Origin of the sequence: Azospirillum agricola, assembly GCF_017876095.1 — a bacterium.
Taxonomy (GTDB): Bacteria; Pseudomonadota; Alphaproteobacteria; order Azospirillales; family Azospirillaceae; genus Azospirillum; species Azospirillum agricola.
On the sequence record NZ_JAGINM010000003.1, the window covers coordinates 390,744 to 405,775 of the forward strand.

At 69.2% G+C, this 15,032-nt stretch carries 12 protein-coding genes; 6 read left to right on the plus strand and 6 right to left on the minus strand.

Translation table 11 applies throughout. The features are described from left to right. Window positions 1-5 precede the first annotated feature (5 nt). The gene (locus J2847_RS06050) at window positions 6-449 is read left to right on the plus strand and encodes a response regulator (protein ID WP_209777916.1); all 444 of its coding nucleotides are present in this window, start codon (window positions 6-8) and stop codon (window positions 447-449) included. Between the two features lie 68 nt (window positions 450-517). Here J2847_RS06050 and J2847_RS06055 read toward each other — a convergent pair whose 3' ends face one another. Both J2847_RS06055 and J2847_RS06060 read right to left on the minus strand, forming a co-directional pair. Further along, the gene (locus tag J2847_RS06055) at window positions 518-769 is read right to left on the minus strand and encodes a DUF4167 domain-containing protein (protein ID WP_085554138.1); all 252 of its coding nucleotides are present in this window, start codon (window positions 767-769) and stop codon (window positions 518-520) included. Window positions 770-1,077: 308 nt separating this feature from the next. Then, entirely contained in the window at window positions 1,078-1,932 is an 855-nt protein-coding gene (locus J2847_RS06060; RefSeq protein WP_209777918.1) for a helix-turn-helix transcriptional regulator, read from the minus strand. Window positions 1,933-2,033: 101 nt separating this feature from the next. Here J2847_RS06060 and J2847_RS06065 point away from each other — a divergent pair, with 101 nt between their 5' ends. Next, entirely contained in the window at window positions 2,034-2,921 is an 888-nt protein-coding gene (locus J2847_RS06065) for an SDR family oxidoreductase (protein WP_209777919.1), read from the plus strand. A gap of 268 nt (window positions 2,922-3,189) precedes the next feature. Next, window positions 3,190-4,950 (plus strand): methyl-accepting chemotaxis protein, encoded by a 1,761-nt coding sequence (locus J2847_RS06070; RefSeq protein ID WP_209777922.1) that lies wholly within the window; start codon window positions 3,190-3,192, stop codon window positions 4,948-4,950. Between the two features lie 186 nt (window positions 4,951-5,136). On the opposite strand, the gene J2847_RS06075 is transcribed toward J2847_RS06070, so the two are convergent. The 3 genes from J2847_RS06075 to J2847_RS06085 all read right to left on the minus strand — a co-directional run bounded on the left by J2847_RS06075 (window position 5,137) and on the right by J2847_RS06085 (window position 8,203). Continuing rightward, a complete protein-coding gene (locus J2847_RS06075; protein ID WP_209777923.1) occupies window positions 5,137-6,870 on the minus strand; it encodes a SulP family inorganic anion transporter in 1,734 nt (577 codons plus the stop codon). Window positions 6,871-6,901: 31 nt separating this feature from the next. Then, window positions 6,902-7,213, minus strand: a complete 312-nt coding sequence (locus tag J2847_RS06080) for a helix-turn-helix domain-containing protein (protein ID WP_209777925.1) — start codon at window positions 7,211-7,213, stop codon at window positions 6,902-6,904. A 66-nt stretch (window positions 7,214-7,279) separates the two neighbouring features. Beyond that, window positions 7,280-8,203: a LysR family transcriptional regulator gene (locus tag J2847_RS06085; RefSeq protein WP_209777927.1), complete on the minus strand. Its 924-nt coding sequence runs from the start codon at window positions 8,201-8,203 to the stop codon at window positions 7,280-7,282. Window positions 8,204-8,327: 124 nt separating this feature from the next. On the opposite strand from J2847_RS06085, the gene J2847_RS06090 reads away from it, so the two are divergent. From J2847_RS06090 to mgtA, 3 genes are all read left to right on the plus strand, one after another. Then, entirely contained in the window at window positions 8,328-9,518 is a 1,191-nt protein-coding gene (locus J2847_RS06090) for a serine hydrolase domain-containing protein (protein WP_209777929.1), read from the plus strand. Next, complete coding sequence (locus J2847_RS06095; protein WP_233474311.1) at window positions 9,518-10,717, plus strand: MFS transporter; 1,200 nt, start codon at window positions 9,518-9,520, stop codon at window positions 10,715-10,717. The genes J2847_RS06090 and J2847_RS06095 overlap by 1 nt, the downstream gene beginning before the upstream one ends. Before the next feature lie 208 nt (window positions 10,718-10,925). Beyond that, window positions 10,926-13,502, plus strand: a complete 2,577-nt coding sequence (gene mgtA, locus J2847_RS06100) for a magnesium-translocating P-type ATPase (protein ID WP_211114634.1) — start codon at window positions 10,926-10,928, stop codon at window positions 13,500-13,502. A gap of 171 nt (window positions 13,503-13,673) precedes the next feature. Here the strand turns inward: mgtA and J2847_RS06105 are convergent, their stop codons facing one another. After that, the gene (locus tag J2847_RS06105; RefSeq protein ID WP_209777931.1) at window positions 13,674-14,483 is read right to left on the minus strand and encodes a transglutaminase-like domain-containing protein; all 810 of its coding nucleotides are present in this window, start codon (window positions 14,481-14,483) and stop codon (window positions 13,674-13,676) included. Window positions 14,484-15,032 lie beyond the last annotated feature (549 nt).

Below are 15,032 nucleotides of genomic sequence, written 5' to 3' on the forward strand. Positions count from 1 at the left end.
CGATCATGGCCTCCATCGACTACTCGAAGCTCCGCGTCCTGGTCGTCGAGGACGACGCCTTCACCCGCGACCTGATCCGCAAGGTCCTGAAGGACATCGGGGTGCGGTCCCTGTCGGAAAGCGCGAACGGCAAGGACGGGCTGATGGAGGTGGTGCGGACGCGGCCCGACATCGTGTTCTGCGACATCCACATGGCACCAATGAACGGCCGCCAGTTTCTCCAGGCGGTGCGCGGCATCAAGGTGAAGGACGTGAACCGGACGCCGGTCGTCTTCCTGACCGCCGACGCCGACATCAGCCATGTCCGCTTCGCCAAGGAGCACCAGGTCAATGGCTATCTGGTCAAGCCGATCAGCCTGACGAAGCTTCGCGACGCCATCGACCTCGCCATCGGCAACGCCAACGCCCAGCGCGAACAGGAGGGCGTGGCGGAAAACGGGCTGTCCTGACGGCGTTTCCGGACGCGGGTGGGCGGCTTCCCGCATCGGCGTCCATCGTCTTGCGCCGATGATTCCGATCAGGATTGTCCGCGCGACACCCGGTACCAGTGCTCGGCGTGCTGGCGGCAGAATTCGGCCTCCACCGGATCGCCGTTGCGCGCCGCGTCCTCGGCGCGCGACAGCCACTGCGCCTGCTTCTGCTCCGGCGACCCGCCGACGCGCGGTGGCTGCTGCGGCCGGCTCGGCTGGAAGGAGGGCGGGGAGGCGGCGTCGGACCGGCGGCGGCCGGCTTTGGCGCGAAAACGCGGGGTCTGGGATCCGGGGGCCATTGGCTCGTGCCTGGGGAATGCGATGCCCAGCCGACGGAGGCTTGGGCGGGGTGGAGTCTAACGGCGTGGCGGAGCGTTGTCACCCGTGGCGGTGCCGGTGTCGAGGAAAGGCTTGGCCGACCGGTCGCTGCTCGACAAGGCGCCATCGGTGCGTGGCGATGACAGGCTGATGGTGCTGGCGGCCGGCATTGCCCGGGCGAATCCGACGCTGCCGCTCCGGGCGGTCGGCGCCCAGCCGGGACGATGCGGGGGGTGACTCCGCGCGGCGGGGCGCCGTTGGGCGGTGGCGGTGGCGGCGGCGGCGGCGGTCAAGGGCTTCCCATTCCGTTTTTCCGACCGATCAGCGCACGGATGCGCTCCTTGACCCGTTCGTCCAGCGGGTTGTAGACCAGCAGCCCCAGATCGGGACGGCCATCGACGGCGAAAGCCGAATATTCCATCGCGAAGCTGCCCAGTTCCGGATGCTGGAGGTGCTTGACCCCCTCGCCCGGCGCATGAACGTCGTTCTCCTTCCAGAACCTGGCGAAATCCGCACTCGCCCTGCACAGCTCGTCAACGAGCTCGGCGATCTCCTTCACGGCGCCGGCGCGTGCGGCATCGACGCGGAAGGCGCCGACCAGGAACCGGGCCACGCCCTCCCAGTCCTTTTGCTTGGATTGGATCGCCGGGTTGCAGAACACCAGCCGCAGGATGTTCCGCTGATCGGGGGGAAGCGTGCCGTAATCGGTCAGAACCACCGCGGCGGCGGGATTCCAGGCCAGCACGTCCCAGGTCGCCGTCTTGATGAAGGCTGGACAGGCGTCGAACGCGTCCAGCAGCCGTTGCAGACGGGGGCTGACGCCTTGCGCTGGCCTGTAGCGCATCTCCGGCGGCCGGCCGAGCGCCAGAATGAACAGATGCTCCCGCTCCAGGTCGGTGAGCATCAGGCTGCCGGCGATCCGGTCCAGCACGTCGGCCGATGGGGCTCCTCCCCGTCCCTGCTCCAGCCATGTGTACCAGGTCGGGCTGATGTTGGCGCGCTGCGCCACCTCCTCCCTGCGCAGTCCCGGCGTGCGGCGGCGTCCGGAGAAGCCGAAGGCCGCCGGATCAAGCCGTGTGCGGCGGTCCCGCAGGAAGGCGGCGAGCGAACTGGGCGTGCTGGTCTGTCTGGAGCCGGTCCGCATGGCGATCCTGGTAGCCGCTATACTAGGAAAACGTCACTACTTTAACAGGATATCATGCGGCGTCAGAGTGGAGGCGACGGAATTGGAAAGGTGATTTCCCCATGCGCGTTTTTCTCACCGGCGCCACCGGCTTCATCGGCCGGGCCGTGCTTTCCGAACTGCTGAAGGCCGGTCACCAGGTTATCGGCCTGACCCGGTCGGCGGAGGGCGCCCATTCCCTCGCAGCCGCCGGTGCCGAGGCGCACCACGGCACGCTGGAGGATTTGGCGAGCATCCGAAGCGGTGCCGAAGGAGCCGACGCCGTGATCCACGCCGCGTTCGACCACGACTTCTCGCGTTTCGCCGAGAATTGCGAGAAGGACCGCCGGGTGATCGGCGCGTTGGGCGAGGTGCTGAAGGACTCGGGCCGCCCGCTGCTGATCACCTCCGGGATTGGCATGGGCGGTGCCGGCGATGGCCAGCCGGCCCGCGAGGATGTCTTCAACGATGCCCACCCCAATCCACGCATCGCTTCGGAGCGGGCCGGCAACGACCTGCTGGATGCCGGCGTCAACCTGGCCGTGATGCGGCTACCCCAGGTTCACGACACGCGGAAGCAGGGGCTGATCACTCCGCTGATCGCGATCTTTCGCGAAAAGGGCGTCGCATCCTACATCGGAGAGGGACGCAACCGCTGGTCCGCCGGTCATTTGAACGACGTCGCCCGTCTCTATCGGCTGGCGATCGAGGCGGCGGAGCCCGGCGCACGCTACCACGCGGTCGGCGAGGAAGGGGTCGAGATCCGCGAGATCGTGGAAGCCCTGGCCCGCGGCCTGGGGATTTCGGCAGTCTCCATCCCGCTGGACAAGGCGGCCGAACATTTTGGCTGGATGGCGATGTTCGCGGGCGCCGACATGGCGGCGTCCAGCGTCCTGACGCAGGCGAGGCTCGGCTGGCGTCCGGAGGGGCCGGGCCTCATCGCCGACCTCGATGCGATGCGCCATGCCTGACACGGGGGGGCCGGACCATCGCTGCCCCGCCCATTGTGGGCGGCCGCCTCGCGGAAGCCCACGAAGATCCGCTTGGCGACGCCCTTCCGGCCCAGCCGCACCGGGCGCACTCGGTGGGGCTCCGCCGCAATCTGTCCGGGAAACGGGGCCGCCCAACAATCAGGGCAAGCCGGCAAAATATCCCGTCATCCGTTACGGAATATCAATGCATGTATGACACACATGTTCCAGCAGTCGGTCCTGTCCGAATTGGAACCGTGGGGAGTACATGATCGGGAACCTCAGCATCAAGGGTAAGATCGGCCTGATCCTGGCGGTCAGTCTGGTCGGCCTCACGGCGATGGTCGGCATCGCGCTCAGCAACATGCGCGACCAGATGTTCGCGGACCGCGAAGCCAAGGTGAAGAACCTGGTCGAGGTCGCCTACGCCCTGGTCTCGCATTACGAAGCCGAGGCGAAGGCCGGCCGCCTGCCCGACGAACAGGCGCGGAAGGCGGCCTTGGCGGCGCTGTCGCAGCTCCGCTACAACGCCACCGACTATTTCTTCGCGCTCGACGCCAATGGCATCACCGTGGCGCACGCCAACCCGCAGCAGGTCGGCAAGGACCTGACGGGCGCCAGGGATCCCAACGGCGTTCTCTTCGTCCGCGCCATGGTGGACACCGCCCGCGCCGCGCCGGAGGGCGGCTTCGTCCGCTATTCCTTCGCCAAGCCGGGAGGCGATCCCAACACGCCGCAGCCCAAGCTGGCCTATGTGCGCGCCTTCGCGCCATGGGGCTGGACGCTGTCCACCGGCATCTACATCGACGACGTGAACACCGCCTTCGCCACCGAGGCGTGGCGCCAGGGTCTCGTCAGCGCCGTGGTGATGCTGGCCGGGGTCCTGGCGACGCTGCTGATCGGGCGGGCGGTGGTGAAGCCGATCCCCGGCATGCAGGCGGCGATCGCCGCGGCCAGCGCCGGCGACCTGAGCGGCACCGCCGCGGTCGACGGCGACGACGAGATCGCCGCCATGGCCCGCGACTTCAACGGGCTGATCGGCACGCTGCGCGACAGCATTTCACGGGTTGGCGAGGCCAGCGCCTCGGTCTCCTCCGCCTCGGTGGAGCTGAACGCTTCGGCCGGCGACATGAGCCGCAACGCCGAGCGCATGAACGAGAAGGCCGACAGCATCACCCAGGCGGTGACCCAGGTGGTGCGCGCGGTCGGCGAACTGTCGACGGTGGCCGAGGAGCTGGCCGCCAACGCCGAGACCGTCGCCGCGGCCGCCGAGGAGATGGGCGCGTCGATCAGCGAGGTCGCCCGCCACGCCGCCGGCAGCGCGCAGGTGGCGCACCGCGCCTCGGCCGCCGCCGCGCAGGCCGGCAGCGTGTTGCAGGCCGCCGATGGCGCCATCAAGGAGGCGGTCGGCAACATGCGCGGGCTGGCGCAGGCCAGCACCGAGATCGGCCAGGTCATCAAGGTCATCTCCGACATCGCGCAGCAGACCAACCTGCTGGCCTTGAACGCCACCATCGAGGCGGCGCGGGCGGGCGAGGCCGGCAAGGGCTTCGCCGTGGTCGCCAACGAGGTGAAGAACCTCGCCACCCAGTCGGCAAGGGCCACCGAGGAGATCGAGCAGAAGATCACCTCGACCCAGGAGCAGACGGAGAAGAGCGTCGTCTCCATCGACGAGGTGGCGCGCATGATGGAGCGGGTGAGCGGGACGCTCGCCTCGATCAACGACGTCATCGGCGAGATCGACGAGATCGCCGCGTCGATCGCCCACGAGGTCCAGCAGCAGAGCGCCGCCACCGCCGAGATCGGCCGCAACGTCTCGCAGGTCGCCACCGCCGCCAAGGAGGTCGCCCGCGACACGGTGGAGACGTCGGGCCAGGCGCGGGTGGTGAAGGACGCCGTGGAGTTTCTCGCCCGCATCGCCGGCGACACCGCCAGCGGCGCCACCCAGACCTCGGCCGCCGCCAATGAACTGGGCCGCCTCGCGACCGGGCTTGACGAGATGGTTTCGCGTTTCAAGCTGCGGGCGTAGGACGCCGGGCTCGCCACGTCCGGGCCGGCCGCCTCCCTCGCTTGCATCATGCCGTGGGGGCGGGCCGGCCGTAATCCTGGGTATGGCCGCCGTGAAAGGCCACGCGCCCCGCCTGGAAGCAGCGGAAGGAGCTGGTGTCCTGGGCGTCGGGAATCCGCTTCGACGGAAGGGGCCGGGCGGGACGCGTCACCGGGCGTGAAAGGACGCGATCTCCGGGGGCTGGGCCAGATCGCGGCGGGCGATGGCGACAGCTGCGTCCAGGGTATGGGCGAAGGCGACGCCGGGAGCGTTGCCCAGCCCCATCGCGTCGAGAACACGCTGGGGCTCCTTCGGCATGCCGGCAAGGACCACCGCCGTCTCCGTGCGACGGCAATGCTCGACCAGATCGGACAGCGCGCCGACGCCGGTCGCGTCGATCAAGGGAACGGCCCGCAGATCCAGGATGAAGATCTTCGGCGGGGGCCCGATCTGGTCGAGCACCTCGCTCAACCGGGTGGCCACCCCGAAAAAGAAGGGGCCGGTGATCCGGAACAGCACGGCGCCGTCAGGCAGGTCGGTCCGCGGATCGTAGACATCGCCGGCGGGCCGATCGAAATCATCGGCATCCTCGTCGATCAGCCTGACCTGGTTCTGGATTTCGACGGCCTGGGCCATGCGGTGCATGAAGGCCAGGGCGGCGACCACCACTCCCACCTCGATGGCCACGGTCAGGTCGACCAGCACGGTCAGCCCGAAGGTCAGCAGCAGCGCCGCCCGGTCCGCCAGCGGCGCAGACATCAGATGCCGGAAGCGCTCGACCTCGCTCATGTTCCAGGCGACCACGACCAGCACCGCGGCCAGGCTGGCCAGCGGCACGAAGGACGCCAGCGGCGCCAGGGCGAGCATGAAGGCGAGCAGGAAAACCGCGTGCAGCATGCCGGCGAGCGGCGAACGGGCACCGGAACGGATGTTGGTCGCGGTGCGCGCGATGGCGCCGGTGGCGGGCAGCCCGCCGAACAGTCCGGAGGCGATGTTGGCGATGCCCTGGGCGACCAGCTCGCAGTTCGAGCGGTGGCGGCGTCCGGTCAGGCCGTCGGCGACGACGGCCGACAGCAGCGATTCCACGCCCGCCAGGAAGGCGATGGTGAAGGCGCTGGGGACGAGCTCAGGAATGCGCGACCAAGGTACGCTGGGCCAGGCCGGCACCGGCAATGAGCTGGGAATGCCGCCGAAGCGCGAGCCGATGGTGTCGACGGGCAGGCCGAGCGTCCAGACGGCCAAGGCGCCGCCGCCCACGGCGACGAGGAAGCCGGGCAACCGCGGGGCGAAGCGCCGCAGCCCGAGGATGACGGCCAGCGACCCGGCGGCGACCGCCAGGGTGAGCGGGTCCAGACTGTCGCGGTGCTCCCAGAACGCCAGCCATTTCGCGAGGAACTCGGCGGGGACCGTCTCGATGTCCAGGCCGAACAGATCCTTCACCTGGCTTGAGAAGATGATGACGGCGATGCCGGCGGTGAAGCCGGTCACGACCGGCTGCGGGATGTATTTGATCCAGGTGCCGAGCCGAAGGAACCCCGCGGCGACCAGCATGGCCCCCGCCATCAGGGTGGCGACCACCAGCCCGTCGAAGCCATGCTGGGCGATGACGTTGAAGACGACGACGACGAAGGCGCCGGTCGGACCGCCGATCTGAAAGCGGCTGCCGCCCAGGGCGGAGATCAGGAAGCCGGCGATGATGGCGGTGTAGAGCCCCTTGTCGGGCGTCGTGCCCGAGGCGATCGCCAAGGCCATGGCGAGCGGAAGGGCGACGATGGCAACGGTCAGCCCGGCGACGACGTCGTTCCGCAGGGCCGCCGGACCATAGCCCTGGCGGAGCACGGTGATGAGCTTCGGCACGAACAGGTGCCAATGTGGTGTGGGTTTGGAGGCCGCTCCCGTCATGCGCTATCTCCAGAGAGGATGGAGCCTGGGGTCAACGCTTCGCCGTGATGGGTTCCACGGGGGCCGCGTCCGTGGCCTTGGCGGCCGGTTTCCGGTCCACCGCCCTGAAACGGACGCCGCGCCCGCTGCCCTGGCTCGGCGTGTTCTCCCCGATCAGTTCGATTCCCGCCGCTTCGAGCGCGCTGACCACCTTGACCAGGGTATCGACGATGCCGCGGACGTTGCCCCCGCTCGCCTCCATGCGCTGGATGGTCGGCAGCGACACGCCGGCGGCCTCGGCCAGGGTTTTCTGGTCGATGCCGAGGAGCGCCCGCGCGGCTCTCAACTGGGGTCCCGTTATCATGGTCTGCTCTTCATGTCCCGAGCTGCCGTATCGCCACTTTAGACGGTAGGAGTGATGCATGGAACATCACAATTGCGGTTTCGTGATGTCGGTCTTGCCCCCCTTCGTCGGGAACACCCTGGCGCAGAGGAAGTCCACCAGCGCCCGTACCTTCGGCGAGGGATGCTTGCTCGCCGGCCACAGCACGTGGAAGAGGCCGGTGCGCTCGACGTGATCGGTCAGGATCGGTACCAGCCGTCCATCGGCCAGTGGCTCGCGGATGGCGAAGTCCGGCAGGAAGGCGATTCCCAGCCCTTGCAGCGCGAAGCAAACGCGCGTCTCGATGTTGTTGCAGATCATTGAGGTGGGCAGTTGCAGTTCGGGCTCGCCGGGCGTCTGCCGCAGCGCCCAGACCTCCAGCTTGCCGCTGTTGGGAAAGCGGTAGTGCAGGCAGGTTTGCTGAAGCAGATCGGCGGGGGTTCGCGGCATGCCCCGCCGCGCCAGGTAGTCCGGCGAGGCGACCAGATGCATCTGGAAGCTGCCAAGCCGACGCGCCGACAGCCGCGAATCGGCCGGCTCGCCCGTGCGCACCACGGCGTCGAAGCCTTCCTCGATGACGTCGACCATGCGGTCGGTGAAATCCAGGTCCAATTCTATCGCCGGATAGGCGCGCATGAACTCGCCGAGCACTGGCAGCACCAGCGAGCTGACCAGCGGCAGGCTCACCCGCAGGCGGCCGCGCGGCGCGGCCGTGAGCTGCGACAGCTCCAGCTCCGCGGCTTCGATCTCGGCCAGGATGCGACGGCTTCGCTCCAGGAACAGCGTGCCCTCGGCCGTCAAGGTGACGCTGCGCGTGCTGCGATGGAACAGCCGCACGCCCAGCTTCTCCTCCAGCCGCGCCACGCTCTTGCCCACCGCCGAGGCCGACACGCCCAGCAGCCGGCCAGCGGCGACGAAGCTGCGGGTTTCGGCGACCTGCACGAACACCATGAAGCCGTTCAGGCTGTCCATGATCGGCTTCCCCGGAGCAATTACGGACTTCTTGTTCCGCACAACAAGGAAATACAGCCTACTTTTTCTTTAATCGAGAGATTTCTATCGTCGGGGCATTGCCAATCGCATTGAGGCACCCGCCATGACGAACCCGCCCTTTCCTCCGCATCACGCTGTTCCGTCCACCCGTCTGTCGGCCCGCGTCCAGGCCGTCGTCCAGCAGGCGATCGACGACCGGCGACTGGTCGGTGCCGTTGTTCTGGTCGCCCGTGACGGCCAACCGATCCACCAGCAGGCCGCTGGTCTGGCCGACCGCGAAAGCGCGCGGCCGCTGACCGTCGGGACGGTGTTCCGGCTGGCCTCGGCGAGCAAGCCCATCGTCGCCACCGCCGCGCTGGTTCTGGTGGCGCAGGGACGGCTCGACCTGGACGCCGGCATCGACACCTGGTTGCCCGACTTCCGCCCCTCGCTGCCCGACGGCCGCCCGGCGCGCATCACGGTGCGGCAGCTGCTCAGCCACACGGCGGGGCTCGGCTACCGCTTCCTCGAAGCCGACGCGAATGGCCCCTACGCTCAGGCAGGCGTGTCGGATGGCATGGATGCGTCCGGCATCACCCTTGAGGAAAATCTGCGTCGGCTCGCCAGCAAGCCGCTGCTGTACGAGCCGGGCACGGCCTGGGGCTATTCACTGGCAACCGACGTGCTGGGCGCGCTGATTGCGCGCGTCGACGGCGCGCCGCTGGACGAGGCCGTGAAGCGGCTGGTGACCGGCCCGCTTGGCATGGCTGAAACCGGCTTCGCCGTCCGCGATCCCCGGCGCGTGGCAACCGCCTATGTGAACGATGCGCCGCAACCGCACCGGCTGGCCGAGGGCGAGACGGTTTCGCCCTTCGAGGGCGCCGTCGGCATCGCCTACAGCCCGGCCCGCATCTTCGACAGGTCGGCGTTCCCGTCGGGGGGCGCCGGCATGGCGGGCACCGCCGGGGATTTCCTGCGCCTGCTGGAAACCCTGCGCCAGGGCGGCGGCGCGCTGCTGCCCGGCGAACTGATCGGGGAGATGGGGCGGGACCAGACCGGCGGGATGGAGCTGCCCAACGCTCCGGGTTTCGGCTTCGGCTTGGGCTTTTCGGTGCTGCGCGACCCTCGGCTCGCCGCATCGCCGGAGTCGCCGGGCACCTGGCGGTGGGGCGGCGCCTACGGCCATTCCTGGTTCGTGGATCGGGCGCGGGGCCTGAGCGTCGTCGCCTTCACCAACACGCTGTACGAGGGCATGTCCGGGCGCTTCGTCACGGATCTGCGCGATGCGGTTTACGGCGCGCCGGAGGTTCGGTGATGACGGTCGCCGGCAATGACCGCCTGCCGTTGGCGTCCCTGCTGGCGCTGGCGATGGCGGCCTTCATCACCATCCTGACCGAAGCGCTGCCGGCCGGACTGCTGCCGCAAATGGCGCAGGGGCTGGCGGTGTCCGAGGCCTGGGTCGGCCAGACGGTCACGATCTATGCCATCGGCTCCCTGGTGGCGGCGATTCCGCTGACCGCGGCCACGCAGGGCGTGCGCCGCCGCCCGTTGCTGTTGACGGCCATCGCGGGCTTCGTCGTCGCCAACACCGTCACGACGCTGTCCGGCAGCTACGCGCTGACGATGGTGGCGCGCTTTCTGGCGGGCGTGTCGGCCGGGTTGCTGTGGGCGCTGCTGGCCGGCTATGCCGCGCGCATGGTGCCCGAGCGGCAGAAGGGCCGCGCCATCGCCATCGCGATGGTCGGCACCCCGCTGGCGCTGTCGCTGGGTGTGCCGGCCGGCACCTTCCTCGGCGGCCTGCTGGGGTGGCGGACGTGCTTCGGCCTCATGAGCGCCCTGGCGCTGCTGCTCATCCTTTGGGTGCGCGTGGCGGTGCCGGATTTCGCCGGGCAGGCGGCGGGGGAGCGGCTTTCGCTGGGGCGTGTCTTCACCCTGGACGGTGTGCGTCCGGTGCTGTTCGCGGTGCTGGCCTTCGTGCTGGCGCACAACATCCTCTACACCTACATCGCACCGTTCCTGGCGGCGGCGGGCATGGCCGAGCGGACGGATCTGGTGCTGCTGGTGTTCGGCGCCGCCTCGCTGCCGGGCATCTGGATCATCGGCGTGCTGATCGACCGCCATCTGCGCGCGCTGACGCTCGCCAGCACGGCCGTGTTCGGCTTGGCCGCGCTGGCGCTCGGGATGGCGGGTGGGGTGCCGGCCGTGGTGTTCGGGGCGGTGACCGCCTGGGGCCTGGCCTTCGGCGGCGCGGCGACGCTGTTCCAGACGGCGCTGGCGAAAGCGGCGGGAGACGCCGCGGACGTCGCGCAGTCCATGCTGGTCACCGCCTGGAACACGGCGATCGCCGGCGGCGGCATCGTTGGCGGCCTGCTGCTCGGACGGCTGGGCGTCGGTGCGTTCGCGCCGGCCTTGCTGGTGTTGCTGACGGCGACGCTGGTGGTGGTGTGGGTGGCCGGTTCCCGGGACGACTCGCGTCAGCCCCGGCCGGGAAGCATCAAACAGCGGTATCGCTGATGCTTCTTCACGGTTGCCTGGAAGGGGTCGGTCATTTCGACGCACTGGTGGCGTGCATGGAAAAATGTCCCTTGCGTTCCGCGTGTTGCGAACGGCCCCGTCCCGTCGGCGGCGAAGGCCCGACGGCGGTCTAACCCGTTCGCAGCATTCCCCTGTCCCGGCCGTTCCTCTAATGTGGGGATCGCCGCCTGGCCCGGAGGGCAAGCCGTTGGTCGAGGACAGCGTCACCGACGAAAGCTGGAGCCGGCAGCCGATCGCGGCCGTCCTGGAGACGCTGGGCGCGACCCCCGCCGGGCTGAGCCGAACCGAGGTGGAGGCCCGCCGTCGACGGCACGGTTTGAACCAGCCGCGGGCGCCCCGGCGCCGCCCATTGTGGTTGCGGTTCCTGACCCGCTTCCTGAGCCCGCTGGTGCTGATCCTTCTGTTCGCCAGCGGCCTGTCGGCGGCCACCGGCAACCTCGCCAGCTTCGTGATCGTCCTCGTCATGGTCGTGCTCAGCGTCACCTTGGACTTTGTTCAGGAAATGCGGGCCGAGAACGCCGTGGAGGCGTTGCGCCGCACGGTCGCCGTGCGTGTCCAGGTGCGCCGGGACGGCGTGGAGGTGTCGGAGCCGGCGGATCAACTGGTCCCCGGCGACGTGGTGCGCCTGGCCGCCGGCGATCTGGTTCCAGCCGACGGCCGCCTCCTTGAAGCGCGCGACTTGTTCGTCAACCAGGCCATGCTGACCGGGGAGCCCTACCCGGTGGAAAAGCGCGCCGCCGCCCCGGCCGGCGATGCCGGCGATGCCGGCGAGGCACCGGCCGCCGTCTTCATGGGGACCTCGGTCATCAGCGGCAGCGCCGTCGCCGTGGTCTGCCGGACCGGCGACGCGACGGCCTTCGGCCAGTTGAGCGGCACGCTCCAGGCGCCTCCGCCGCCCACCGCATTCGAGCTGGGCATCCGCCAGTTCGGCTTCCTCATCCTGCGCCTGACGATCTTCCTGGTGCTGTTCGTGCTGGCGGTGAACGTGCTGTTCCACCGGCCCTGGCTGGAGTCCCTGATGTTCGCCCTGGCGTTGGCGGTCGGGCTGACGCCGGAACTGCTGCCGATGATCGTCACCGTCACGCTGGCGCGCGGGGCGATGCGGCTGGCAAAGCGCCGGGTCATCGTCAAGCGGCTGGCCGCCATGCACAACGTCGGCGCCATGGACGTGCTGTGCACCGACAAGACCGGGACGCTGACCGAGGCGACGATCCGGATGGTCCGGCACCTGGATTTCCGCGGCGCGGAGAATGAGCGGGTCTTCCGTCTCGCCTATCTGAACAGCCATTTCGAGAGCGGCATCAAAAGCCCGCTGGACGAGGCGATTCTCGCGTTCCGCGACCTGGATGTGTCCAAGTGGCGCAAGATCGACGAGGTGCCGTTCGACTTCGAGCGGCGGCGCGTCTCCGTGCTGGTCGGCGATGGCGCGGAGCGGCTGCTGGTGGTCAAGGGGGCGCCGGAGGACGTGCTGCGGCAGTCCACCCATTACGAGGGGGAGGGGGGTGTCGAGCGGCCGCTCGACCCGGCGGCGCGGGCGGAGCTGGACGCCCTGTTCCAGAGGCTGGGGGAGGACGGGTTCCGGGTGCTGGCGATCGCCTCCAAGGCGATGGGGCCGGAGCACGCCTCCGCCGCGCTGGGAGACGAGAGCGAACTGGCCTTCGCCGGCTACGCGGTCTTCCTCGATCCGCCCAAGGCGAGCGCGATGACGGCGCTCCATGAACTGACCGGAGCCGGGGTGGCCGTGCGCATCCTGACCGGCGACAACGAGCGGGTGACCCGGCATGTCTGCGCCGAACTGGGCCTGACCGTCACCGGCCTGATCACCGGGGACGATCTGCGGGCGATGAGCGAGGAGGCGCTGCGCGCCCGCCTTCCCAAGGTCAACGTGTTCTGCCGGGTGACGCCGGCGCAGAAGGAGCGCGTGCTTCTGGCCTTCAAGCGCTCCGGCCGGGTGGTCGGTTTCCTCGGCGACGGCATCAACGACGCCTCGGCCCTCCATGCCGCCGATGTCGGCATTTCGGTGGACAGCGCCGCCGACGTCGCGAAGGAGGCCGCCGGCCTCATCCTGCTCGAACAGGATCTGTCGGTGGTGCATGAGGCGGTGATGGAAGGGCGCCGGACGGTGCAGAACGTCACCAAATACATCCTGATGGGAAGCAGTTCGAATTTCGGCAACATGTTCAGCATGGCGGGGGCCTCGCTGTTCCTGCCCTTCCTGCCAATGCTGCCGACCCAGGTGCTGCTCAACAACCTGCTGTACGATGCGTCGGAGGCCGGCGTCCCGCTCGACACTGTGGAGGCGGAGGCGCTGGCCCTGCCGGCGCAGTGGGACCTGCGGCTGATCCAGCGCTTCATGCTGGTGCTGGGCCCGGTCAGCTCGCTGTTCGATTTCCTGACCTTCTACGCCCTGCTTCACCTGTTCGACGCCGGCGAGGGGCTGTTCCAGACCGGCTGGTTCGTGGAGAGTCTCGCCACCCAGGTCCTGGTCATCTTCGTGATCCGCACCCGCCGCAGCCCTTGGCGCAGCCGGCCCAACGCGGCGCTGGCCGGGTTGACGCTGGGGGTGGCCGTCATCGGCGCGCTGTTGCCGCTGACCCCGTTGGCGTCCTTCTTCGGCTTCGTGGCTCCGCCGGCGTCCTTTTATCTGTTCCTTGTGGCCGCCGTCGTCACCTATCTGGTCCTCGTGGAGATCGTCAAGCGGCTGTTCTTCCGCTATGTCGCGCCACGGCCCGGCGTGCCGCGCCGGGCCGCGTCGCGGCGCTGATCCCGCGGTCTTCTCATGCGCGCGACGCGCAAGAGGCAACGGACGGCCTGCGCTCGGCTGCGACTTCGGCCGCGTCCCGGCGAACGGTCTTGGCCGTGTTGCCATCGAACCGGGCCGCCGGCCCCCGGGGATGCCGGCGGCGCCGTCCACGGGGCCGGATCGGGCGGCTGATCAGGCGGCCACCTCGTCCGTCCAGACCCGGAAACCCGTCAGCCTGTTGGGGCCGAAGGTGTGGGTGAGCGGCACGTCGGCCGCGTCGCGCCCTTGCGCGATCAGGATGCGTCCGATCCGGGGGGCGTTGTTCCGCGGGTCGAAGACATGCCAGCGGCCGCCGAGATAGACCTCCATCCAGGCGGCGAAATCCATCGGGGCGTAGGGCGGCGGCAGGCCGATGTCGCTGATGTAGCCGGTGCAGTAGCGCGCGGGAATGTTCATGGCGCGGCAGAAGGCGATGGCGAGATGGGCGTAGTCGCGGCAGACCCCGCGCTTCTCGGCGTAGGTCTGGGCGGCGGTGCGGGTCGGGCGCGAATGCTCGTAGCCGAAACTCACGTGCGTGTGGACGAAGTCGCAGATCGCCTGCACCCGCGCCCAGCCCGGCGGGGTGCCCGCGAACAGCCGCCACGCCTCGTCCGACAGGACATCGGTTTCGCAATAGCGGCTGCCCAGCAGGAACAGCAGGGTGTCGGCCGGCAACGCGTCGACGCGGTGCTGTTCGGCGCCGGGCTCGGCCGCGTCGGGGGTTCCGCTGTCCCGGATGATGCTGTCGGCGCCGATGGTGACGGAGCCGGCGGGCGCCACCAGCCGGCTGCACCAGTTGCCGAAGCTGTCGCGGTAGCCCTGGATCGGCGCCGGCACGCTGGTGACGATGTGGTCGGGCCGTTCCAGGTCGCCGACGCGCGAATAGTGCACGTTCAGCATGACGATCATCGGCGTGGGGGCGGGAAAGTCGAAGTTCAGCTGGTAACCCAGGCGTATGCGCATGATGGCCCTTCAATGAAATCAGTGTGCCGGTGACGAGGCGTGTCGGCGCCGATCCGTGGCTGGAAGGGATCGGGGCTTAGAGTGCCGAACAGAATTCCGTTTTCAGCATCGGTGCCCAATGGGGCCGTCATCCCCGCGAAGGCGGGGATGGCGAGTCGAGAGACGACTCAAGCTTCTGTTAGGCGCTCTCATGGGGCCGGGCTCATGGGCCGGGTTTCGTATCGGGTTTCGTATCGAGGGCCGGAACCCTCGGATGACGGTCCCGAACCGGCAACGGTCGAGAGCCGCGGCGTGGAGAATGGTGGAGGGCTCGCGCGGCACGATCGGACCTCCCGGCACCTCTTGCGGGATGTTGATCCGATACCAGCACATCTGAATGGATTTGGATAGCACTCAACGCCCTGGCCGCCCGGCGTGCCGTGACGCTGGTCAACGCGGGCGGCCGGGAGAGACGGCCGCTGCGGCGACAGCCTATGCCTGATTATGCACCGCTGGGGTTCACCCAATCCCGCGGTCGGGATCAACCGCGGCAGGTCAGGGCGTCCATTG